20 protein-coding genes and 3 tRNA genes are annotated in these 22,952 nt (G+C 38.3%); 8 read left to right on the top strand and 15 right to left on the bottom strand.

Annotation, left to right across the window (positions count from 1 at the left end; genetic code table 11):
- Window positions 1–63: 63 nt before the first annotated feature.
- The 10 genes from JOD28_RS02650 to JOD28_RS02605 form a co-directional block, all read right to left on the bottom strand.
- On the bottom strand, window positions 64–648 hold the full coding sequence (locus JOD28_RS02650; RefSeq protein WP_204769345.1) for a DNA-3-methyladenine glycosylase I: 585 nt from the start codon (window positions 646–648) through the stop codon (window positions 64–66).
- Window positions 649–751: 103 nt separating this feature from the next.
- Window positions 752–2,077, bottom strand: a complete 1,326-nt coding sequence (gene eno / locus JOD28_RS02645) for a phosphopyruvate hydratase (RefSeq protein WP_013103492.1) — start codon at window positions 2,075–2,077, stop codon at window positions 752–754.
- An 89-nt stretch (window positions 2,078–2,166) separates the two neighbouring features.
- On the bottom strand, window positions 2,167–2,727 hold the full coding sequence (locus tag JOD28_RS02640) for a sigma factor (protein WP_204769344.1): 561 nt from the start codon (window positions 2,725–2,727) through the stop codon (window positions 2,167–2,169).
- A 61-nt stretch (window positions 2,728–2,788) separates the two neighbouring features.
- Window positions 2,789–3,550, bottom strand: a complete 762-nt coding sequence (gene rlmB, locus JOD28_RS02635) for a 23S rRNA (guanosine(2251)-2'-O)-methyltransferase RlmB (RefSeq protein ID WP_204769343.1) — start codon at window positions 3,548–3,550, stop codon at window positions 2,789–2,791.
- Window positions 3,547–3,954 carry a Mini-ribonuclease 3 gene (locus JOD28_RS02630; protein ID WP_204769342.1) on the bottom strand — a complete coding sequence of 136 codons (408 nt, stop codon included), beginning with the start codon at window positions 3,952–3,954 and terminating at the stop codon, window positions 3,547–3,549. Before JOD28_RS02630 ends, rlmB begins: the two co-directional genes overlap by 4 nt.
- 334 nt (window positions 3,955–4,288) lie before the next feature.
- Entirely contained in the window at window positions 4,289–7,951 is a 3,663-nt protein-coding gene (gene rpoC, locus JOD28_RS02625; RefSeq protein WP_204769341.1) for a DNA-directed RNA polymerase subunit beta', read from the bottom strand.
- A 152-nt stretch (window positions 7,952–8,103) separates the two neighbouring features.
- Window positions 8,104–11,706 (bottom strand): DNA-directed RNA polymerase subunit beta, encoded by a 3,603-nt coding sequence (gene rpoB / locus JOD28_RS02620; protein WP_204769340.1) that lies wholly within the window; start codon window positions 11,704–11,706, stop codon window positions 8,104–8,106.
- A 259-nt stretch (window positions 11,707–11,965) separates the two neighbouring features.
- Window positions 11,966–12,778 carry a triose-phosphate isomerase gene (gene tpiA, locus JOD28_RS02615; RefSeq protein ID WP_204769339.1) on the bottom strand — a complete coding sequence of 271 codons (813 nt, stop codon included), beginning with the start codon at window positions 12,776–12,778 and terminating at the stop codon, window positions 11,966–11,968.
- Window positions 12,778–13,128 carry a hypothetical protein gene (locus tag JOD28_RS02610; protein WP_204769338.1) on the bottom strand — a complete coding sequence of 117 codons (351 nt, stop codon included), beginning with the start codon at window positions 13,126–13,128 and terminating at the stop codon, window positions 12,778–12,780. Before JOD28_RS02610 ends, tpiA begins: the two co-directional genes overlap by 1 nt.
- Window positions 13,129–13,351: 223 nt before the next feature.
- Complete coding sequence (locus tag JOD28_RS02605; protein ID WP_204769337.1) at window positions 13,352–13,657, bottom strand: helix-turn-helix domain-containing protein; 306 nt, start codon at window positions 13,655–13,657, stop codon at window positions 13,352–13,354.
- A 207-nt stretch (window positions 13,658–13,864) separates the two neighbouring features.
- Between JOD28_RS02605 and JOD28_RS02600 the strand changes: the two genes are divergently transcribed.
- The 5 genes from JOD28_RS02600 (at window position 13,865) to JOD28_RS09735 (ending at window position 18,442) form a co-directional block, all read left to right on the top strand.
- Entirely contained in the window at window positions 13,865–14,389 is a 525-nt protein-coding gene (locus JOD28_RS02600; protein WP_204769336.1) for a DUF2892 domain-containing protein, read from the top strand.
- A gap of 101 nt (window positions 14,390–14,490) precedes the next feature.
- Window positions 14,491–15,531 carry a DUF6287 domain-containing protein gene (locus JOD28_RS02595; protein ID WP_204769335.1) on the top strand — a complete coding sequence of 347 codons (1,041 nt, stop codon included), beginning with the start codon at window positions 14,491–14,493 and terminating at the stop codon, window positions 15,529–15,531.
- 20 nt (window positions 15,532–15,551) lie between these two features.
- Complete coding sequence (locus tag JOD28_RS02590; protein WP_204769334.1) at window positions 15,552–16,712, top strand: hypothetical protein; 1,161 nt, start codon at window positions 15,552–15,554, stop codon at window positions 16,710–16,712.
- A 346-nt stretch (window positions 16,713–17,058) separates the two neighbouring features.
- Window positions 17,059–17,913: a serine hydrolase gene (locus JOD28_RS02585; RefSeq protein ID WP_204769333.1), complete on the top strand. Its 855-nt coding sequence runs from the start codon at window positions 17,059–17,061 to the stop codon at window positions 17,911–17,913.
- Window positions 17,914–18,115: 202 nt separating this feature from the next.
- Window positions 18,116–18,442: a TspO/MBR family protein gene (locus tag JOD28_RS09735; RefSeq protein ID WP_259650381.1), complete on the top strand. Its 327-nt coding sequence runs from the start codon at window positions 18,116–18,118 to the stop codon at window positions 18,440–18,442.
- A 550-nt stretch (window positions 18,443–18,992) separates the two neighbouring features.
- On the opposite strand, the gene JOD28_RS02575 is transcribed toward JOD28_RS09735, so the two are convergent.
- A tRNA-Leu gene (locus JOD28_RS02575) sits at window positions 18,993–19,077 on the bottom strand.
- Window positions 19,078–19,332: 255 nt separating this feature from the next.
- On the opposite strand from JOD28_RS02575, the gene JOD28_RS02570 reads away from it, so the two are divergent.
- Window positions 19,333–19,533: a cold-shock protein gene (locus JOD28_RS02570; RefSeq protein ID WP_013103483.1), complete on the top strand. Its 201-nt coding sequence runs from the start codon at window positions 19,333–19,335 to the stop codon at window positions 19,531–19,533.
- Window positions 19,534–19,642: 109 nt separating this feature from the next.
- A complete protein-coding gene (gene gpmA, locus JOD28_RS02565; RefSeq protein WP_204769332.1) occupies window positions 19,643–20,356 on the top strand; it encodes a 2,3-diphosphoglycerate-dependent phosphoglycerate mutase in 714 nt (237 codons plus the stop codon).
- 82 nt (window positions 20,357–20,438) lie between these two features.
- Here gpmA and JOD28_RS02560 read toward each other — a convergent pair.
- Both JOD28_RS02560 and JOD28_RS02555 read right to left on the bottom strand, forming a co-directional pair.
- Window positions 20,439–20,510, bottom strand: a tRNA-Gln gene (locus JOD28_RS02560).
- A 39-nt stretch (window positions 20,511–20,549) separates the two neighbouring features.
- Window positions 20,550–20,632, bottom strand: a tRNA-Tyr gene (locus JOD28_RS02555).
- A 168-nt stretch (window positions 20,633–20,800) separates the two neighbouring features.
- Here JOD28_RS02555 and JOD28_RS02550 point away from each other — a divergent pair.
- Window positions 20,801–21,469, top strand: coding sequence for a phosphatase PAP2 family protein (locus JOD28_RS02550; RefSeq protein WP_204769331.1), 669 nt, complete (start codon window positions 20,801–20,803; stop codon window positions 21,467–21,469).
- Window positions 21,470–21,524: 55 nt separating this feature from the next.
- Here the strand turns inward: JOD28_RS02550 and nrdF are convergent, their stop codons facing one another.
- A complete protein-coding gene (gene nrdF, locus JOD28_RS02545) occupies window positions 21,525–22,502 on the bottom strand; it encodes a class 1b ribonucleoside-diphosphate reductase subunit beta (protein ID WP_204769330.1) in 978 nt (325 codons plus the stop codon).
- A gap of 2 nt (window positions 22,503–22,504) precedes the next feature.
- The gene (locus JOD28_RS02540) at window positions 22,505–22,945 is read right to left on the bottom strand and encodes a class Ib ribonucleoside-diphosphate reductase assembly flavoprotein NrdI (protein ID WP_204769329.1); all 441 of its coding nucleotides are present in this window, start codon (window positions 22,943–22,945) and stop codon (window positions 22,505–22,507) included.
- Between the last annotated feature and the right edge of the window lie 7 nt (window positions 22,946–22,952).

The following is a 22,952-nucleotide window of genomic DNA, read 5'->3' as shown; positions in this document are numbered from 1 at the left end:
AAGTTAATTTTTTTAATGATAAACATATAGAAAGGTTATATATTTTGTAAATATAGCATTGTACTAATCATGATACTTCCAGTCGCATGTCATTTCATGATCATTAATGACACCCATACCTTGCAAATATGAGTAAATTGTTACCGGTCCTGTAAATTTGAACCCTCTTTTTTTCATATCTTTTGAAATAATTTGAGATAATTCATTTTGAGAAACAACATCTTGATACGCCACAACTTGATGATCAATCACCTGATTATCAGTAAAATGCCACATATAATTAGAAAAACTTCCAAAATCATCTTTAACATTTTTGATTGCGTTTGCATTGGAAATGGTTGCCGCAATTTTCAAGCTATTGCGAATAATATTAGGATTTTCCTTCAATTTTTGCGCGTCTGATTCAGTCATATGACTAACATTTTCAATGTCAAAATCATAAAACGCTAACTTCAATCCTGGTCGCTTTTTCAACGATATTTCCCAACTTAATCCAGCTTGAAAAATTTCCAATGTCAGTAATTCAAATAAAAGACGATCATCATCGCGCAAAGGATGTCCCCATTCTTGATCATGATAACTCACCATTATGTCTGTATCTTGATATTTAGCTACCCACTGGCAACGTTTTATATTTGTCATATTCATTTTTAGCCCCGATCCCACACCAAAGATTCATTTTACAACAATACTTATAAATTTATGTACTAAAAAAGTCATCCCAAAAGGTATGACTTTAAAATAAATCTTATTACTTGCTTTGAATTGTTTCACGTGCAGCAGCTGACAAGTTATAGAATGAATGAATTCCCTTATACTTAGCAGTGGTGTCTAGCAATTCTTCAATACGGATTAATTGGTTATACTTTGCAATACGATCAGTACGTGACAATGAACCTGTCTTGATTTGTCCAGCATTGGTAGCCACAACCAAGTCAGAAATTGTTGTATCTTCTGTTTCACCAGAACGATGTGACACAATGGCTGTGTAGCCAGCTTCCTTAGCCATTTCAATAGCTTCGAAAGTTTCTGTCAAAGTACCAATTTGGTTAACTTTGATCAAGATTGAGTTAGCGGCACCCATGTTGATACCCTTTTCAAGGTATTGTGTATTAGTAACGAAGAAATCATCACCAACTAATTGAACCTTCTTGCCTAATTCAGCCGTGATTGTTGCCCAATCTTCCCATTCATTTTCATCAATAGGATCTTCGATTGAGATAATTGGGTAACGATCTGCCAAATCTTCAAGGTACTTGATAAATTCAGGTGTTGTGAATTCTTCACCAGTTGACCAACGTAACTTATATGTCTTTGTGGCAGCATCATATAATTCTGATGAGGCAACATCGACAGCAATAGCAATATCTTTACCAGGCTTGTAACCTGCAGATTCAATGGCACGGATCAAGTATTGCAATGGTTCTTCATTATCAGCAAAATCAGGTGCAAATCCACCTTCATCACCAACTGAAGTTGCTTTACCGTCAGCTTCCAATAACTTCTTTAAAGCATGGAAAGTTTCTGCACCGTAACGGATAGCTTCCTTAACTGTTGGGGCACCAACAGGCATAATCATGAATTCTTGGAAATCAACCTTGTTAGCTGAATGCGCACCACCATTGATAACGTTCATCATTGGTGTAGGCAATACGTAAGAGTTTGCACCGCCTAAGTATGAGAACAATGGCACACCTAATTCATCAGCAGCAGCACGGGCAGCAGCGATAGAAACGGCCAAAATAGCGTTTGCACCCAACTTACCCTTGTTTTCTGTACCATCAAGTGCGATCATAGCCTGATCAATTGCACGTTGGTCAGTAACGTCAAATTTGCCAACCAAAGCCTTAGCGATAGCATCGTTAACATTGGCAACAGCCTTTGTTGTTCCCTTACCGCCAAAACGTGACTTATCACCATCACGTAATTCAACAGCTTCGTGCTCACCAGTTGAGGCACCTGAAGGTACCATACCGCGACCGAAACCACCTAATTCTGTAATAACTTCAGCTTCAAGCGTAGGATTTCCACGTGAGTCAAGGACTTCGCGTGCGATAATATCAGTAATTAAAGACATGTGTATAATTCTCCTTTGGTTTATGGTTCTATACCATGTATATTATATCACAGAGAGGTGATTGAAACACGGTTTCTATCTCAATTATTTCACGAAGACGCTGTAATTGCAACTTGCAACGCTTTTTTCAAGCGATATTGCATTTGCTCTAAGCGTCTCGTTTGGTCCCCTATTTTCTGATCACCAACCCCTAAAATTTGCAAAACTGCTTGTTTAAATTCTGGTGTTTTAGCGACTTCTGTTGTACTTAACATATCACGCAATAAACATAGATGTTCCGGATTATAAGTATCTGTTCCTAAATTAAATAATGTCCCTGCTTCATCACTACTTTCCGAAACAATTGTTTTTTCGAAGTCCGCTTTAGCAGTATAATAGGACCGGACTAAATCTGTCGCATGATTGGATAATGCTGTAATATAGTAAGTTGAAAACTTAGCACGTGGCTGTTGTGTATCATACTTATTAACGCACTTAATCAAAATCTCTAAGCCGTCTGAATACCAATCATCAGCCGTAATTCGACTACTAATTTTTCGACGATGCACATCATAAATTGCACCTCGAAGATGTTTAATTAAAACATCATAAGCAAAGTCATGCCCTTTTTGCGCGGCACGAACCGCTGCAACTAAATTATCTTTTACCACTTTTATTCTCCCACCATAAGTGTGATCAAAGTGCAAAAATAACGCGCACTTCAATCGCCAATTATAATGGATTTCGCGAGCTAAACCCTTGATAAATTAACAAACTTGCTGCGACACTAGCATTTAAGCTTTGGACATGCCCCACCATTGGAATCGTTATCATACTATCTACTTTTTTCTTAAGTAATGGCGAAATGCCTTTCCCCTCATTACCAATAATTAACGCAGTCGCACCTTTAGCATCCCAACGACGATAATCCTCACCAGCCATGTCCGTTCCAAACACCCAAACGCCGCGTTCCTTTAACTCACTAACTGTGTTTACCAAATTGGTTACACGTGTTACAGGTACATGTTCAATGGCACCTGTGGATATTTTAGCAACTGTCGCTGTTAACTGTACCGCACGACGTTTTGGAATAATAATGCCATGAACACCCGCAGCATCAGCCGTCCGTAAAATAGAACCCAAATTATGTGGATCTTCAATACCGTCCAAAATAAGGAAAAATGGTTCAGCCTCATGCTTTTTTGCATTCTCAAATAAGTCATCAATCGTGGCATAATTAAAGGATGCCACACTTAACACGACGCCTTGGTGATTACCACCGTCTGTCAGTTCATCCAGTTTGGACTTCGGTGCCTGTTGGATGACCAACCCTTTTTTCTTAGCTAGTTGTGTCACTGAATTACGTATCTTATCTTGTAGGCCTGTTTGTAACCACACTTTATTAATCTCTTGTGTCCCTTTTAAAGCCTCAACGCTTGCGTAATGACCGTAAATAAATTCCGCTTCACTAGGTGACTGATGTTCATTTTTCATTTGCTTGCTCTCCCTGATTCTACCTGTAAAAAGATCCAATCCATTAATTCGCTTAACCGTTTTGTTTGCCCTGATAAATACAAGAACCCAAATAATGCCTCAATACCTGTTGAAATACGATACGTAACAACATCTGTATTTTTTGCCTTGGTGTGTGACTTGGCATTTCGACCACGTTTAAAATAAATAAATTCACTTTCTGTTAGGGTATCATCCGTCATCATACACTCAAACAGTGCAGCATGTGCTTTAGCTGAAACATACTGTTTACTACGCTTTTGAAGGTCATTAACTTTCGTCAAGCCTAAAGAGAGCAAGTGCTGGCGCACTTCAAGTTCGTAAATTGCATCACCGATATAAGCTAACGATAATCCATTCATTTGTTCATATTGTAAATTCTTCATATTTCTATTATACGCGAGATTCGTATCCCATGTATTAGTTTTGTGCGTTCTGCAGAACAACTATCTTAGTGTAAATCAAAAAACCAAGTATACCTATAGTTTTGGCATACTTGGTATCATTTTTGTCATAACTGGTTAAATTAATTTATTTAGCGATCATTTTATCATCTTTAGTTCAGGATTGAACTGTTTTTTTAGTATCATTTTTATGATAGATTGTCTGTTATTTAACGTAAAAAGCCTCTCAAAATTTTGCTTTAAACAAAATTTTGAGAGGCTCACGCTTAATAATAAATTTACAAATCAACGGCAAGCAGTTGTATTAACACCCTACTTATTCTTCAAACGTTTTTGCAACATCATCCAATTTTGGAATATCAGGTGTCGCAACATTATCAACGTCAGGTTGTGCAATAACATCGCCAACAACCTTGCTCTTAATTTTACGATATTCTGCCATACCAGTTCCAGCAGGAATAATTTTACCAATGATAACGTTTTCTTTCAAACCTACCAACGGATCATTTTTACCACGAATAGCTGCGTCCGTTAAGACACGTGTTGTTTCTTGGAATGATGCAGCTGACAAGAATGAATTTGTCTCCAAGGCAGCCTTAGTAATACCAAGTAACACTGGTCGAGCAGTCGCTGGTACTTGTCCAGCAAACAATGCTGTTTCATTAGCACGCTTAAAGTCAGCAATGTCCATCAACATACCTGGTAGCAGATTAGTTTCACCTGGATCCATCACACGAATCTTACGCAACATTTGACGAATCATAACTTCAATATGCTTATCAGAGACCTCAATACCTTGCAAACGATAAACTTTTTGGATTTCTGTTAACATGTATGACTCTGTTGTCAATGTATCTGTAACAGCTAGCAATTCCTTTGGATCAATAGGGCCTTCATTAATGGCATCACCACGTTGAATGGCATCACCTTCAGCAAAGCGCATGCGTGCTGATAATGGCAAAGTGTAGGTACGTGTATCTGTTTCGCCTTCGATTGTAACAGCCTTCGTACGTTCAGCTGGGTTTTCTTCGATAGCAACGACTACACCAGTAACTTCTGAAATTTCAGCACGTCCCTTAGGAATACGTGCTTCAACAATTTCTTGCACACGAGGCAAACCTTGAGTGATATCATTACCACCAGCAACACCACCCGTATGGAAGTTACGCATTGTTAGCTGTGTACCAGGTTCTCCGATTGATTGCGCCGCAACAGTTCCAACAGCTTCACCAACTTCAACTTCTTCACCAGTAGCTAAGTTACGACCATAATCCAGAACAGAAACACCGTGTTCCGTTGTCGATGTAAAGACAGAACGAATAGTAACTTCTTCAATACCTGTCGCAACAATTGCTTTAGCAACATCTTCATCAATCATTTCGTTACGCGAAACAATTTTTTCACCCGTTTCTGGGTTAAAGACAGATTTCATAGCATAACGACCTAAGATACGATCGTATAATGGTTCAACAACTGAGTTACCATCCATAATCGCCTTAACAGCAACACCACGGTCAGAGTCGTTATTCCATTCACGCACAATAACATCTTGCGCAACATCAACTAATCGACGTGTCAAGTAACCCGAGTTAGCCGTTTTCAAGGCCGTATCTGACATACCCTTACGGGCTCCGTGAGTAGAAATAAACATTTCCATCACTGTCAAGCCTTCACGGAAGTTAGCAGTAACAGGCAACTCAATGATCTTACCACCAGGGCCAGCCATCAAGCCACGCATACCTGCTAATTGAACGAAGTTCGAAATGTTACCACGAGCCCCAGAATCTTGCATCATGAAGATGGGGTTTGTTGGTTCAAATAAATCAATCAGTTTATCTTGAATAACATCTTTTGCTTTTGTCCAAATTTCAGTAACACGTTGGTAACGCTCATCATCAGTGATCAAACCACGACGGAACTGTTTTGTAACAGTTGCGACTTGCTTGTGAGCATCTTCCAAAATAGCAGGCTTTTCAGTTAGTTCTGTTACATCGTTCATTGAAACCGTCAAACCAGACTCCGTTGATTTTTCATAACCAAGGTCCTTCATACGATCTAACAATAATGATGTTTCCGTTACTTTATAACGCTTATAAACTTCAGCGATAACATCAGATAAGAATCCTTTTTTAAAGGCACTTACAATGGTTGTATCAGCTAAATAATCATGAATATTTTCGCCAGCCTCAATAAAGAAGTCATTATTGATACCTTTAAAGTTATCTTCAGATGGTTCATTAATATATGGAAAATCAACAGGTAAGATTTCATTAAAAATCAACTTACCGACTGATGTAATCATAATTTTTGAACGTTGTTCATCTGTAAATGGTTTTGCAGCTGGGAATGAAGATGTTTGTATCCCGATACGTGTATGATAATGAACAACTTTACTTGCGAAGGCAATTTTTGCTTCTTCCACAGATGAGAAAATCATGCCCTCACCTTCACGACCAATTTCTTCAGCCGTTAAGTAATAGTTTCCAATAACCATGTCCTGTGATGGCGCAACAATTGGCTTCCCATCTTTAGGTGCCAAAATATGACCAGCAGCAAGCATTAACAAACGCGCTTCTGCTTGTGCTTCATCAGACAAAGGCACGTGAATAGCCATCTGATCACCATCAAAATCAGCATTATAGGCTTCTGTAACCAATGGATGCAAACGCATAGCTTTACCTGAAACCAAAACAGGTTCAAAAGCTTGAATTCCCAAACGATGTAACGTAGGTGCTCTGTTCAAAAGAACTGGATGCTCTTTGATCACATCTTCTAAGACATCCATCACATCTTCATCAGCCTTATCAATCTTACGTTTAGCAGATTTAACATTTCCAGCTAACTTACGGGTTGTCAGTTCCTTCATGATAAATGGTCGGAACAATTCAATTGCCATTGGACGTGGCAATCCCATTTGATTCATCTTTAAGAATGGGCCAACATCAATAACTGAACGGCCTGAATAATCAACACGCTTACCCAACAAGTTTTGACGGAAACGCCCCTGCTTACCCTTCAGCATATGAGAAAGAGACTTCAAAGGACGATTTCCGGGGCCAGCCACTGGACGACCGCGACGACCGTTATCAATCAACGCATCAACGGCTTCTTGTAACATACGTTTTTCGTTCTGAACAATAATACCTGGTGCATTCAAATCGAGCAAACGTTTCAAACGGTTATTACGGTTAATGACACGACGGTACAAATCATTTAAATCGGATGTGGCAAAGCGCCCACCTTCCAATTGAACCATTGGACGTAAGTCTGGTGGAATAACTGGAATAACATCCATTACCATCCACTGTGGTTTATTATCAGATTGGAAAAAAGCCTCTATAATATCTAAACGGCGTACCGCACGGACACGCTTTTGACCAGTTGCTTCTTGTAATTCACGCTTGAGTTGATCTGCTTCAGCTTCTAAGTCGACATTGGCTAGCAAATCTTTAATTGCTTCAGCACCCATGCCTGCCTTAAAACTAGCACCGTGTTCTCGCTTTAACTCGCGATATTCACGTTCTGTCATTAACTGCTTTTTTTCGACAGGTGCATCACCAGGTTCAATGACAACATACGAAGCAAAATAAATAATTTCTTCAAGTGAACGTGGTGACATATCTAGGACAAGCCCCATTCGTGATGGAATACCCTTAAAATACCAAATATGTGTAACAGGCGCAGCTAACTCGATGTGCCCCATACGTTCTCTACGAACTTTTGATGATGTTACTTCAACACCACAGCGATCACAAACAATTCCTTTATATCGAATACGCTTATACTTACCACAAGCGCACTCATAATCTTTTGTGGGTCCAAAAATACGTTCATCAAACAAACCATCTTTTTCAGGTTTGAGTGTGCGATAGTTAATCGTTTCCGGCTTCTTTACTTCACCATAAGACCATGAACGGATCTTATCAGGAGAAGCCAAACCGATTTGCATGCTTTCGAACTTATTAACATCGATTGCCATCTATTTGCTGTTCCCTTTCGTTATTTATGACGTCAACGCCCAATAACAGATAACTTCACGTTTGCTATAAGCTGTTTTCAATTAAAGATAATCAAAAACACCTGACAACAAACGTGTTGCATCTGCATGACACGTTTTGTCTTATATTAAGTTTAGTCTTCAGTATTATTTTGAGCTTCAACCTTTGAGAAAGCGGCTGCAACTTCATCATCTTCTTTGTTTAACAAATCAGGATTTGAACGTACAAGCTTTTCAAGCGCATCAACTGGTAAAATCGAATCATCTTCGTCCATTTGACGTAATTCAACTTCACTACCTGCACCGTCCAACACTTGCATATCCAATCCAAGTGCCTGTAACTCCTTGACAAGCACACGGAATGATTCGGGCACGCCAGGACGAGGAATTGGTTCACCCTTAATGATTGATTCGTAAACCTTTACACGACCTGCAACATCATCTGACTTATATGTCAAAATTTCTTGCAATGTATAAGCAGCACCATACGCTTCAAGTGCCCAAACTTCCATTTCACCGAAACGCTGACCACCAAATTGTGCTTTACCACCCAAAGGTTGTTGGGTAACAAGTGAGTAAGGTCCGATTGAACGTGCGTGAATTTTATCGTCAACCATGTGGGCTAACTTCATATAGTGCATAACACCAACACCAACACGTTTATCAAACGCTTCACCAGTACGACCATCATATACAACAGACTTACCGTCTTGTGGCAATCCAGCTTCACGTAAAGCAGCCTCAATTTCATCATCACTAGCGCCATCAAACACAGGTGAAGCGACATGAATACCTAACTTTTTGGCAGCAAATCCAAGATGTAATTCAAGTACTTGACCAATGTTCATACGTGAAGGCACACCCATGGGTGACAACAAGATATCAATTGGCGTACCATCTGGCATATATGGCATATCCTCTTCAGGCACAACAACAGAAACTGTTCCCTTGTTACCATGACGACCAGCCATCTTATCTCCGACCTGAATCTTACGCTTTTGTGCAATATAAACACGAACCATCATGTTCACACCAGGCGCAAGTTCATCCCCATTTTCAGGTGTATAAATACGGATGTTTTGAACAACACCGCCACCACCATGAGGGACACGCAATGATGTATCTCGTACTTCACGCGCTTTTTCACCGAAAATAGCATGCAACAAACGTTCTTCAGCTGACAATTCTGTGACACCCTTAGGTGTTACCTTACCAACCAAGATATCCCCATCATGCACCTCAGCACCAACGCGAATAATACCATCAGCATCTAAATCCTTTAACTGGTCTTCACCAGTGTTAGGAATTTCACGTGTCATTTCTTCCGGCCCAAGTTTTGTATCTCGTGCTTCTGAATCATATTCTTCAATATGAATTGAAGTATAGACATCTTCACGTACCAAACGTTCGTTTAATACAATCGCATCTTCGAAGTTATAACCTTGCCATGTCATAAAGGCAATTAATGGGTTTTGACCCAGAGCCAATTCACCTTGCTCCATTGAGGGGCCATCAGCCAAAACTTCATCAGCTGCTACATATTCACCTTCGTGAACAATAGGCTTTTGGTTATAGTTTTTACCACCGTTAGAACGACGGAACTTCATCAATTCATAGTTGTCTAATTGACCATCTTCACGACGAACACGGATTTCATGACCATCAACATACTCAACGACACCTGCTGCACGAGAAATCATTGCAACACCTGAATCATGTGCAGCCTTATATTCAATACCTGTTCCAACTAATGGCGAATGTGGGTCAAGCAATGGCACGGCTTGACGTTGCATGTTGGCACCCATAAGGGCACGGTTCGAATCATCATTTTCTAAGAAAGGAATAGCGGCAGTTCCAACCGAAACAACTTGTTTGGGCGAAACGTCCATATAATCAATGCGGTCGATTGGTGTTTCGATGTTTTCTTCACCAAAACGTGCCATAACTGTTTCTTTGACAAAACTACCATCTTCATTCAAAGGTGAGTTTGCTTGCGCCACAATATAGTTATCTTCTTCATCGGCTGTTAGGTAGTCAATTTTATCGGTAACCATGTGTGTTGTCCAATCAACACGACGATATGGTGTTTCAATAAAGCCATATTTGTTAATTCGACCATATGTTGCTAGTGAGTTAATCAAACCAATGTTGGGACCTTCAGGTGTTTCAATCGGATCAATTCGACCATAATGTGTGTAATGCACATCTCGCACTTCAACGCCGGCACGGTCACGCGTCAATCCACCAGGCCCAAGAGCTGACAAACGACGCTTATGGTTCATTTCACCCAATGGATTTGTTTGATCCATAAACTGTGACAGCTGAGACGAACCAAAGAATTCCTTCACAGCTGCAACAACAGGACGAATGTTGATTAACTGTTGGGGCGTTACCGTATTTGCGTCTTGAATTGACATACGTTCACGCACAACACGTTCCATACGTGTCAAACCAATACGGAATTGGTTTTGTAGCAGCTCACCAACTGAACGAATACGACGATTTCCCAAGTGATCAATATCGTCAACGTTACCAATACCTTCTTGTAAGTTCAAGAAGTAATTCATACCTGCCAAAATATCAGCTGGACGAACTGTACGATCGTTTTCATCAATGTGGCCATTCCCAATCAATAATAACGTCTTTTCTGGATTTTCAGGTGATTCTATTTTGATTTTTTGGAGCATGACAGGCTCTTCAAGCACTGCATCTCCTGAAGGTGTGTAAGTTGTCGTCTTGAAGTCGTCACGTTCCAAGAACGGGCTCAACTTTGACATGACTGTTTTATCAACTATTGTGCCTTTTTCAGCAATCACTTCGCCTGAATCAGGGTCAGCCAGTGTTTCGGCTAATGTTTGATTAAGCAAACGTGTCTTCAATGACAATTTTTTATTAATCTTATAACGACCAACAGAAGCTAAATCATAACGTTTTGGATCAAAGAAACGAGCCACCAAAAGTGCACGTGATGAGTCTGCAGTCTTTGGTTCACCTGGACGTAGTCTTTCATAAACATCTTTCAAAGCTTCTTCAACACGTGAATCAGACATATCTTTATGAACATCTTTTTCCAATGTCATATTTAATGCATCATATTGGTCAGAGAAGATGTCAAGAATGTCGGAATCAGAACCGAAACCAAGTGCACGAACCAATTCAGTCATCAATAGCTTACGTGTGCGATCAATACGCACGTTAGCAATGCCCTTAGCATCAGTCTCATATTCTAACCATGCACCACGGTTTGGAATGACTGTTGTCCCATAACGTGGACGGCCATTTTTATCATTTTCTTGATTATAGTAAATACCAGGAGAACGCACCAACTGTGAAACAATAACACGTTCCGCACCGTTAATGATAAACGTGCCTTGTTCTGTCATTAACGGGAAGTCGCCAAAGAACACGTCTTGCGATTTGATTTCACCAGTTTCGTGGTTAGTCAAACGCAAAGTGACGTGTAATGGCGCTGAATAGTTGGCATCGTGTTCACGCGCCTCATCAATATTGTACTTTGGTTCCATTAACTGATAATCAACGTATTCCAAAGAAAGCGTGTCTTGGAAATCATCAATTGGCATAATGTCGCCAAACATTTCTTTAATACCAGCGTCTAAAAACCATTGATATGATGCCGTTTGAATTTCAATCAAATTTGGTACATCAAGAACTTCTTTGATACTAGCATACGAACGACGAGTACGATGCTTACCATACTTTACTAAATGTCCTGCCACATTTATCACCTCGCTTGTTTATCACTGTGTTTTGTTTGTTACAGTTCAATTACAAATTTACTTTTTGAACTGATTTTGCTGCCGCCTAGGCACAAAAAAAGCAATCGCCGCTGTTTCCGCAGACAACGTTTGCTTCAATATAAAGGTATTGCGGACAATATTTCGCAAAATGCCGTATTTATTCACAGTATTACTATCAATAATTATACGCTTTTGACACATTTTTGCAAGCCTATTATCTTAATTTAGTCTGTTTATTTTAAACGTGATCTACGTCAAATTCTGGCACATTTGGATCATGTGCAATCGCTACTAATTTTAGGAATTTGTCAGGATCTAATGCTGCCGTTCCAACCAATACACCATCTATGTCACTTTGAGCCATAATTTCTCTCGCATTGTCTGGTGTGACTGAACCGCCATATAAAATACGCACTTGTTCTGCAATAACAGGAGAATATAATTTGGCTAAAGTTTGGCGAATGAGATGTGCTGCCTTTTGTGCTTGATCAGCGCTTGCTGCTTCGCCAGAACCAATTGCCCACGTTGGCTCATAAGCAATAGTCACATTACGAATTTGATCAACAGAAACGCCTGCTAGTGCCGCAGCGACTTGGGCAACTGATGGCTCAGCATCCATAAACTGTGCATAAGTGCTCATGTCCTCATCAACATCAATAATTGGTCGCAATCCGTTACGCAATGCAGCGGTGACTTTTAGGTTTACAGTGGAATCCGTCTCATTAAAAAACTTACGACGTTCGAAATGACCAATTAACACATATTTTGCGCCAATATCTCGCAATGCTTTTGGGGAAGTCTCTCCAGTGTATGCACCACTGTCTTCCCAATGTACATTTTCCGCAACAACATGAATTGGTGACGCTGCAGTTGCACGAACCAAATCAGCTAGAAATAAATCTTGCGCTGCAATACCTGTCTCAACGATCGCTTGATCTGGCACCTTACCATCAACTTTTTTAAGGAAGTCAACCACGTCTGCCTGTAATTTATTAATCTTCCAATTAGCCACGACGAAAGGGACGCGCTGTTCTTTATGCATTTTAGACATTATTTATCACTGCTCCTTAGCATCATAAAAATAAATGCTGCTTCAATTAATAGTAAAATTGCCGTATATTCTGGTGCCTCATCCAGTAAGTGGAGCACCGCAAAACTAGCAATTAAGACACCCAACCCCATACTCGTTTTAACCAATGACTGATAGTATTTACTACGGGTCAACTGCTCCGTTAAATGTCGATTTTTTTCGGTTAGTTCTGACACGTCTAATTTTAATGTTTCTAGGTCATCTAATAATTGGTCATTTTCCTGTTGCATTGTATCAAAAATCGCACGTGACACAGTATCTTCATCTAGCTTTGACTCATTATTTTTTTTAGTTCGTTTAAAGAGTAACATATTATTCTCCATTGCTTTTATTTTACCACAACAGATAGTACCTGAACTAGAAAATCAAACACTGTCACATACTGACAGGTTATTTGATGACAATATTTATACACAATAAAATCATCTCAATAACAGTCCCTTATCAACATTAATCAAGCGCAGTTAAGTTAATCCAGACTATCTAGACTTGACTGAATACATCGGAAATCTATAGTCTTTTGTCTACAGAATTCTATTCATGTTTAGGGTTAGCAATGTCCGCGATATTTTGAAGTTTTTCTTCAAGTGCGCGATTATCTTCAAGTAATTCGTCAATACTTGGATCGGCTGATCCAAAAAGTTCATAAGGTTCCACATTCAAAGCATCCATCAATTTCAACAAGGTTGTAATTGATAAATTAACCTTTAATTTTCTTTCAAGTGTTGAAATTGTCCCGACTGAAACATCAGCAATTTCACTCAATTTTTCAACAGTCATACCATGTTGTAATCGCTTCATTTTTAGCTTTTCAGCTATTTTTTCAGTTGTAGTTTTCATGTCATACCACCTTTCTCTATTTTCAATTTTGACAAGGCGTTGAGATATTTTACACATTTTTTATTTAAAATATTCATTATATTGTGTTAATGTGATATGATTAACGTTGTTTGTTTATATAATAAATTAAAAATATGTCATATTGTAAGTCATCATTAATTACGTGCAATTAATGAATCACGAAAAAAGCTTTTAGGAGATTTTATAATGGTTGAATCAATTCAAACTTCCAATAACAAAGACTTTGCTGTAAGTCTTGTTACCCCTTGGATCAAAGGAAATATGTACGTATCACCAGATGGTTTTTTAAAGATAAAGATGCAAAACACGATTTTATTCGGAATGATTCCAGCAGGAATGACAAAAGATTCATCACCTTTAGGAAATGTTTCAAACGTTTCCTCGAACAAAGAGTTTAAAATTGGCCGTATATTTTTAGGATTAATAATTGCAATCGGTGGTCTTATGGCACTATCAAGTTCTCCATTAGTAGGTATTGTTCTTGCACTTATTGGTGTAGGCATTTTCGGTAGTGGTATTATCACAGTTTTTGCTTACGAAAGAAATGGTGTCGAAAAGCGAGTTTATTTACCATTTTTTGAAGCTAATCACGTTGCCGAGTTCGAAGAACAAGTGTTAGCAGAAATTGCAAAGTTTTATGATGATAGAAACGTTAGAAAACATTCTCAAGAGAATGCACAAACAATCGTCGATGGCTTGCGTAACAATTAGTAAATAATAAGAACACACTCATACTGCAAAAAAAGGCCAAAGAAGACGATTATTAACGCGTCTCTGGCTTTTTTTACAAGTACGTCACAAAGGAAAAAATTATGAACAGAAAACTAACATGGTTAATCTCTGGTGCAGTTGTCTTAAGTTTTGGCGTTGTAGGAGTTTATGCAGCAGTAAATCAAATGCCGACACAGCACAGCAGTAAAAAGGCACAACAAGCAAAAAAGCCGGCAACCCGATCAAAAAGCACCAGCACGTCAAGTGAAACCATTAAATCATCATCCTCAACTGCAACAAAAAATAACATTGGTATGAATTTAACGCAAATCAAGGCGAATAATTTTTCAAGCGTTAGCGGCACATGGTCAAACCCAGCCGGCGATACTTTTGTTTTTAGCAGAACAGGTTTACTGTCTCGTTCAAGTTCTGGACAAACTGCACCAAAAGGAAAAGTGTATCTTGATAAAGCCAAAATCGAAGATAACATGTTAAAAGCAGAGATAGGCGCTGATCACTTACCAACGGAAGGTGCATCCATGTTAGCCCCACTTTACTTTATTCCAAAAAATGTGACTTTTAGTGGCTCATCTGACAGTTCGCAAGACAGAATTTATTCTGGTCAACAATTTGGTGAAGAAAATATATATACCCTTCAAAAGGAAGTATCAACAACTGATACAAGCGCAATTAATGCATTATCTAATATCGATAAACAAGCCTTGGCACTCTTAGGTCTACCTTCAGGTTTTGTATCTGATTATGGTGACCTAACTGTCGACACGATTTTATCAGGCAAATCAAATGTCACAAGTAATGCATTTGATTCAACACACGTCGATGTCAATAATGGCAAAATTACGGATGTGACCTTTTCAGGCATCACAATTTCATTAGATGGTGTCAAAAACATCGTGAAGTTGAATAACGTCCCTAGCAATATTGATAATACAACTTATAAGCAAGGTTACTTCACAATTTCTGATGATACCATTACTTACAAAAATCAAGGCACACGCGTATCAGGTGCAGAACAAGACGCTGGTGCTGAAACCGTTGGTACCAAAAGTTTGAGCTCATTATATACACAATATAAAGGCGACCCTAAATTTAAACAAGTTAAAAAACTAATCACAGAATAAGGAAAATATGGAACATTCTCATGAATATTATAAAAATTAAAAAGATTCTGATTGATCATAAGAAAAAAATTATCGTTGTTGCTGCTGTCGTAGTCGTTGGTGCTATTGGGTTAAATGCTGCATTTCAACCTAGCGTTAGTCGTGATTTCAAGGCCATGCCAGTTAAATTTAGCGGGTATAATGGCTCAGGGTACATAGATGACTCTGACACCAAGGAAACTGAAAAGAAAGGCGTCAAGTTGGCTATGGCAGTCGCCAAAGTCGAAGCTAAAAAGGCCGGTGTTGATTTCGCTAAAATTCAAAAACCCCGCGACGATGACAAGACATATACTCAGGCTATGAATACGATGGGTGACGGTACTGATCGTCTTGATCTGCTCGGCGACACTGCTGTCGCGAAATATGACGAATTTTTTGATCATATGGAAGCTACGAAAATAGACACAGACAGAGACTCATCAAACTTAAAGAACGGTGATAAAGTTAAGTTGACGCTTTCTGATACATCAACAACGCCGTATTTTAAATCCGTTTCAGTCACTAAAAAAGTCAAAGGTTTAAAAAAAGCATCGAACGTGACGTTATCCGAAAAGGATTTCAAGGTTAAATCAAAGGGAGTTGACGGTTCTGGAACGTTTTCATTGACGTTCAAAGGCAACGATGTCTACGATTCAAGCAAGAAGACGAAGCTCTCGAATGGCGATAGCGTCACTGTGAAATCTAAGTCAATTGATTTACCTAATGTCGCCGGAAAAAAGTATAAGGTCGGCAATTTGAAATTTAAAATTAGTGGTTTATTGTCAAAAACGGTTGACATCACCAATTTGTCGACGATAGACGAGCGTGTCAGAATTGACAATTTGGGCGACAAATATAAGAATTTCAAGCTGGTTAAGGCGACATTGGGTAAGTTGTCAGGCAATACGGAATTAGCGCTAACATACTACGGCAAGGAAAACGACGACGATACGGCCTCGAAATATTTCACTGCAGACTACTCTGACGTGAAAATCAAAGCTGGTGAAATCAAAGTCTCATCACTGAATCTAAACCCAGACAGAGACGCTGACACTAGTGTTATGCTATACGATCTAAAGATGTATCCAACATTAGAGGAAGCAACTGACACGTCTATTGACGACGAAGACACTGTTCAGCAAGATATAAAGTTACCTCAATAAAACAGGAATTTAAAAAAACGCCCATACTGAGGCATATCCCCAAAGCCTATTTTCATAGACACTGCATGCTTTCTTTAAAAAAGTGACAAATTTATTGTACTATTGTCATAAGTAGCCTAATCACAGAAATGTATTTAGGCTACTTTATTTTTGTGGCGTTTAATATCTTAATAAAACTATAAGTTAAAAACAATGAACAAGAGAACAAAGTAACCTGTATGTGTTACAGAGCTATTTAGCTGACGTAAACATGGTGAATGTGGTACATTAATGGTACCTTTATTAATTGATTTAGTGAAAATGATTAACATAGCAATCTCAAATCAAGAAACTATGACCCGTCCTCATGAATATTAGAAAAATTAAAAAAATACTGATGCCTCACAAACAAAAATTAGCCATCGCTACTGTCATTATTGTTGTTACACTTGTGCTAGGTGCCTCTACAAATTACGATCAGCAAACAACTCATAACAATAAAACAACAGCCACCAATTTAAACCGGCAATTGCAACGTACATGGTCCAAAGTAGATACAGATGATATAAAAAACGCTCAAATTGCAGTTTATGACAAAAAAACAGGTAAAGTATATAAATTTACCCATGGTTCTAAAAACAAGTATCCCACTGCTAGTATCATCAAAGTATTTATTCTCACGTATAAAATGTCTCTAGGTGAACTAACCGACGATGACAAAATATTAGCAACACAAATGATTGAAGACTCAGACAATGACGCCACTACTGAAATGACGGTGTCACTCGGTGGTATTTATCAGTTTCCTAAACTATTCCAAAAACTAGATATGAAAAATTCTAACATTAATCAAACTTGGGGCTTGACTCAAACAACAGCAACAGATCAGTTGAAATTATTAAATGAACTGTTTTATCGCCATAAAATAATATCTCAATCAGACAGCAATTATATTATTAACTTAATGAATCATGTGAATGAAGATCAAAATTGGGGTATATCCACTGGCGTTAGCGATGACACCGTGGTAGAACTTAAAAACGGCTGGTTACCGCTTAATGATAACTACCAAAATGCGATTGTTAATAGCATCGGACATGTAAAAAATGATAACGTTAATTATACAATCGCCATACTGTCAAACGGCGGCCATACACAAGACGATGGCATTGATTACGTGAATGCCTTATCCCGAGCGACATATAAAACACTTTCAAAATAAATAATCTCCATTTGATTTGGCATGTTTGTTACATTGCAATTTGTCATAAACTAAAAACAAACTTTAAGATAGAAAATAAAGGCAGTTTAACATGAAAAAAATTCTGTCACAATCAAAGCCATATTATTTATTGCCATTATTCTAGCTCTGGGCACATTATCATCGTTGCGTGTGTCGTGGATTCGTGGTGTGTCGATAGACCATATATAATGGGTTAAATTTACCACCACTAGCGCCACCAAAACGGCTTTTCGGGCCTGCATGGGGATTACTTTATATTTTACTGAGTATTTATTGCGCTAATCTAAATTTTGTAACAAACAACCGTCAAGCCTTGTATATTTTCATGTATGCTCAATTAGTATTAAATATATTTTGGACCGTTGTATTTTTCTCGTTTTCTAATTTTCTACTAGTTATTGCTATTATCCTTTTGGACAAGCGCCGCGTTAAATTATTATTAGTGCCCTACTTATTATGGTTGCTGTTCGCTACATACTTATCAATTTCAGTGTTCTTTTTAAACTAAAATTTCAGCACAATGATCAAGGTATTATCTACTGATATAATAGGTTTCTGAGGCAGACTCCCAAAGTTAGCGTGAAAATCACTTAACTTTGGGGGGTACACGCCAATTTGCAGGTGTTTCATCCCCATATTTATTAAGATATTTTAAATGTTGTGTCTATTTAATGCTGTGGGAGGCGTTTTTAGTTATTCATAGTATAAATTTACTTTCTAACGCTCCAATTCAACCATATTACAGGCTATTCTTGCTGTATGATTGCCCTTTTTATGTATTATCTCATTTTTGATATTAGTGAGTATTTATTATGGCCAACAAAAAAATTACCACGCTTGCAGTGCTTCATGTCTCAATTTGATAAACTCATCCCAGGTCAAGAACTTATCACTGTTACTTATGTGCTATTTGTACAAATAAAAAACGGCTTACTCGCTAGGTTGTAAAAAGTATCCTTTTGTGTGAAATGCTAAGAAACACAGTGCAACGTTTTTCTTAAGAAAAGGCGATACATCAAGGTTTATGAAACCTGATGTATCGCCATGACATGTGATTATGCAGCTAGCGGGAGTCGAACCCGCACGCCCTTAACGGGCACAGGATCCTTAATCCTGCGCGTCTGCCAATTCCGCCACAGCTGCGTAGTTTTTAACAACTCTATAATTTTATCGTTAATAGCGGTACTTGTCAAGACACGACCGGTTATAAACGCTTGACCTCAACCCTTTGATATAGTTGTTAAATGTTTTCCTTGCTTATTTTTATCAATATGGTACACTAGGTTTGTAATAAAAGTTTTTGATTTTGATTTGTTTTTCTCGGAAGGCGCTCAAGTACCAATTATTTAAGTTACAAAATAAAATCATTGGTGGAGCACACCAAAGGAGAAACATATCATGGAAAAAGGCACAGTAAAGTGGTTTAACGGCGAAAAGGGTTACGGTTTCGTAACTCGTGAAAACGGAGAAGATGTTTTTGCACACTTCTCAGCTATTCAAGGTGACGGCTTCAAGACTCTTGAAGAAGGTCAAGCTGTTGAATTTGAAGTTGAAACTTCAGACCGCGGATTGCAAGCTGCTAACATCACAAAGTTGTAAGATTAGGTTCTGATACTTTGAAAACTCGCTTAGGCGAGTTTTTTTGTGTCCGCTTTTCGTGGTATAATATAATCGTTAAATTAAACACAAACTAAGGAGTTTAGCAAACATGGCTAAGTTAGTACTAATCCGTCACGGTCAAAGTGAATGGAACGCATTAAATTTGTTCAACGGTTGGGTTGACACAAAGTTATCAGATAAAGGTATTGCACAAGCAAAAGAAGCTGGTGAACTTTTGGCTACCGAAGGTATCCAATTCGACCAAGCCTATACATCTGTTCTGACACGTGCCATCACAACACTTCATCTAGCACTAGAAGAAGCAGGTCAATTATTTATTCCAGAGGCTAAGTCATGGCGTTTAAACGAACGTCACTATGGTGCTTTGCAAGGCCAAAACAAAGCCGAAGCTGCTGAAAAGTGGGGAGACGAACAAGTCCACATCTGGCGTCGTTCATACGATGTTTTACCACCCTTGTTGGATAGTTACGAAGAAGCTGTTGAAGTACAAGGCAAGTCATACCCTGCATTCGACCGTCGTTACGCTGATGTTCCTGAAGGTGAGCTCCCATTAGGTGAAAATCTGAAGATTACTTTGGAACGTGTTTTACCTTTCTGGGAGTCAGACATTGCTCCCCAGTTAAAGGCTGGTAAAAACGTTGTTATTGCCGCACATGGTAATTCATTGCGTGCGCTTGCTAAGCATCTTGAGCATATTTCAGACGATGATATTTTAAATCTAGAAATTGCTAATGGGCAACCTTTAGTATATGATTTAGACGACTCATTAGAAGTTATTTCTAAAAAGACATTGAGCAAGTAATTAAAAAAAAGTTACCAGCACATGCTGGTAACTTTTTTAATTACTTTCAAACAAAAAAAGGAATCTTTCAATCCCTTTAGCATTGCCCCTGCTGGATTCGAACCAGCGCATAGCGGTACCAAAAACCACTGCCTTACCACTTGGCGAAGGGGCAATAGTTAATCTTTTTAGCCGTTAACTATTAAATCGGCTATGGGAGCGGTAGGATTCGAACCTACGAACCCGAAGGAACGGAGTTACAGTCCGTCGCGTTTAGCCAGACTTCGCTACACTCCCATATCTCAAACAACTATATTATCATATCAAATTTATGCGTAGTTGACAACCCCTGTCACATAAATTATTTCTAAATAATTATATTTTACTGTCTTAATAGTCTTGTGTATGTTGCCGTCTTTCATTATACTAGAGTAAGGTAAAAATCCGTATTTGGAGTCGTATATCATGATTGTATCTGTTAAAAATAAACAACGTCGACAAGCAATTATTAGTTTTATTATTGCTATCCTGTTAGGTGTACTCATTAAATTTAATGTCATATTCCCAATTGCCATTGATAACACCGTTCATAGTTGGTTTGCTCATATCCAAACTAATTTTGGTGATGTCGTCATGGCTATCGCTACTTTTTTGGGCAATCCCGTCGTCGACGTTACATATGCAGTAATTTTGGCTGGCATTCTTGTTATTGCTAAACTTCATGTGCCAGCAATTTGGACTGTAACAACGATATTACTTGGCGATATTTTTTTGACAATTATCAGATTGTTAATCAATCGTTCAAGGCCAGTTGGACATTTACTTGCGGACAGTTCCTCAGCCTTTCCAAGTACACATGTATTTGGCTTGTTTGTAATTATTTTTATCCTGGCAATTCTTGTTACCCCAAATATTAATTCCTTGTACACACAAATCATTATTAATTGGCTTAGCGTATTGATCGGTTTAATGACAATTATGAGTCGTATTTATTTCAATGCACAGTTCCTAAGCGATACTGTCGCTGCAGTGTTATTCGCTTATGCTTGGGTTATTTTGTCAGCATCCCTTTATCCCAAACTAGCAATCTTTTTACAAACACATATTTCAATATTTAAACATGATGAAATTTAAAAAGTCTAAAGTTACCATTTAAATGATAACTTTAGACTTTTTAATTTGGTATAAATTAATCATTACCGATATTATAATCGTCTTCTTCCATAGCTTCAACTGCACCAAGTAAATAACCATTCCCTACACCTGAGAAAAAGTCATGGTTAGCTGTTGATGTTGAAATACCATTCATAACGACAGGATTAACATCTTCTGCACCATCGGGAAACATCGGTTCTTGACCCAAATTCATCAATGCTTTATTGGCGTTATATCTCAAAAATGTTAATACTTGCTCTGACCAGCCGAGATCATCATACAATTCGTGTGTATACTTTTCTTCATTTTCGTATAATTCATAGAGCAGATCATACATCCAACTCTGTAAGTGTTCACGTTCTGCTACAGGTAACTTATTAAAAACAATTTGGAATTTATAACCAATGTATGTCCCATGCACAGATTCATCGCGGATAATCAGTTTAATAATTTCGGCAACATTTAACATCTTATTGTGCCCCAAAAAATATAGGGGTGTATAAAATCCAGAATAAAATAAGAATGTCTCTAAAAATACCGAAGCAATTTTTTTCTGCAATGGTGTTCCCGTGCGGTAAATATCATTAATACGATTGGCCTTATACTGTAAAAATTCGTTAGTATCTGCCCAATTAAAAATGGCTTCGATTTCCGACTTTTCATTTAGGGTTTCAAAAATCGATGAATAAGATTTTGCATGAACAGACTCCATAAATTGGATATTATTTAAAACTGCCTCTTCTTTTTGGTTAACCACATCTAATTTTAGCTGGGCCATACCATCTTGTGACTGCAAAGTATCTAGCGTCGTTAAACCACCGAACACCAAGTTCATCGTTTGACGTTCTTGATCAGACATATTTCCACGCCAAGTTTTTAAATCGTTTGAAATTGGAATTCGCGTATCGAGCCAGAACTGTTGCGTCAACTTTTCCCAAGTTGCCTTATCAAGTTCATCTTCAATCGTATTCCAATTAATTGCTGTATATGAGTTGTCTTTTAAATGTTCCACAATTATCCTCCAAATAAAGGTTTCATAATATTATAAGCTTTTTCTGCATCAAATCGACTACCTCGTAATTCATATGCAAACAACATTGGTACTTTAAACTTATCTGCATATCTTAACGCAGTTAAGTTGAATTGTACATTAAAATTACGATTTCCGGAACCAATAACACCTTTTAGATAGTAACTATTACGACCAAACTCAATGTACTCCCCCAAGGCATTGGTAAAGTTTTCAACGACATCTGATCCTGTACCAGTGCCACCCGTCAAATAAGTCGGTACGATAGCAACATAAGGCGCTGTTTCATTGGCATATTCAGTTTCATCACCTATCATACGCGCGTCAAGTTGATCCCCGTTGCTTTCAGCGATTGTCTTTAATTTATCAACGAAAGATTGTGTATTGCCTTCCGTTGATGCATACAAAATATTGATTCTCGTCATAACTGTT

Origin of the sequence: Leuconostoc rapi (genome assembly GCF_016908715.1) — a bacterium.
Lineage (GTDB): Bacteria > Bacillota > Bacilli > Lactobacillales > Lactobacillaceae > Leuconostoc > Leuconostoc rapi.
This window is presented reverse-complemented; position numbering and strand designations above follow the sequence as displayed.

Bases quoted from the DNA above. Each gene is read 5' to 3' on its own strand.
- JOD28_RS02585 (WP_204769333.1), top strand. From the start codon at position 17,059: ATGAATATTAGAAAAATTAAAAAAATACTGATGCCTCACAAACAAAAA.
- JOD28_RS02595 (WP_204769335.1), top strand. From the start codon at position 14,491: ATGAACAGAAAACTAACATGGTTAATCTCTGGTGCAGTTGTCTTAAGT.
- rpoC (WP_204769341.1), bottom strand. From the start codon at position 7,951: ATGGCAATCGATGTTAATAAGTTCGAAAGCATGCAAATCGGTTTGGCT.
- JOD28_RS02610 (WP_204769338.1), bottom strand. From the start codon at position 13,128: ATGTTACTCTTTAAACGAACTAAAAAAAATAATGAGTCAAAGCTAGAT.
- JOD28_RS02590 (WP_204769334.1), top strand. From the start codon at position 15,552: ATGAATATTATAAAAATTAAAAAGATTCTGATTGATCATAAGAAAAAA.
- JOD28_RS02600 (WP_204769336.1), top strand. From the start codon at position 13,865: ATGGTTGAATCAATTCAAACTTCCAATAACAAAGACTTTGCTGTAAGT.
- rlmB (WP_204769343.1), bottom strand. From the start codon at position 3,550: ATGAAAAATGAACATCAGTCACCTAGTGAAGCGGAATTTATTTACGGT.
- JOD28_RS02630 (WP_204769342.1), bottom strand. From the start codon at position 3,954: ATGAAGAATTTACAATATGAACAAATGAATGGATTATCGTTAGCTTAT.
- gpmA (WP_204769332.1), top strand. From the start codon at position 19,643: ATGGCTAAGTTAGTACTAATCCGTCACGGTCAAAGTGAATGGAACGCA.
- JOD28_RS02540 (WP_204769329.1), bottom strand. From the start codon at position 22,945: ATGACGAGAATCAATATTTTGTATGCATCAACGGAAGGCAATACACAA.
- tpiA (WP_204769339.1), bottom strand. From the start codon at position 12,778: ATGTCTAAAATGCATAAAGAACAGCGCGTCCCTTTCGTCGTGGCTAAT.
- JOD28_RS02570 (WP_013103483.1), top strand. From the start codon at position 19,333: ATGGAAAAAGGCACAGTAAAGTGGTTTAACGGCGAAAAGGGTTACGGT.
- JOD28_RS02650 (WP_204769345.1), bottom strand. From the start codon at position 648: ATGAATATGACAAATATAAAACGTTGCCAGTGGGTAGCTAAATATCAA.
- JOD28_RS02550 (WP_204769331.1), top strand. From the start codon at position 20,801: ATGATTGTATCTGTTAAAAATAAACAACGTCGACAAGCAATTATTAGT.
- JOD28_RS02605 (WP_204769337.1), bottom strand. From the start codon at position 13,657: ATGAAAACTACAACTGAAAAAATAGCTGAAAAGCTAAAAATGAAGCGA.
- eno (WP_013103492.1), bottom strand. From the start codon at position 2,077: ATGTCTTTAATTACTGATATTATCGCACGCGAAGTCCTTGACTCACGT.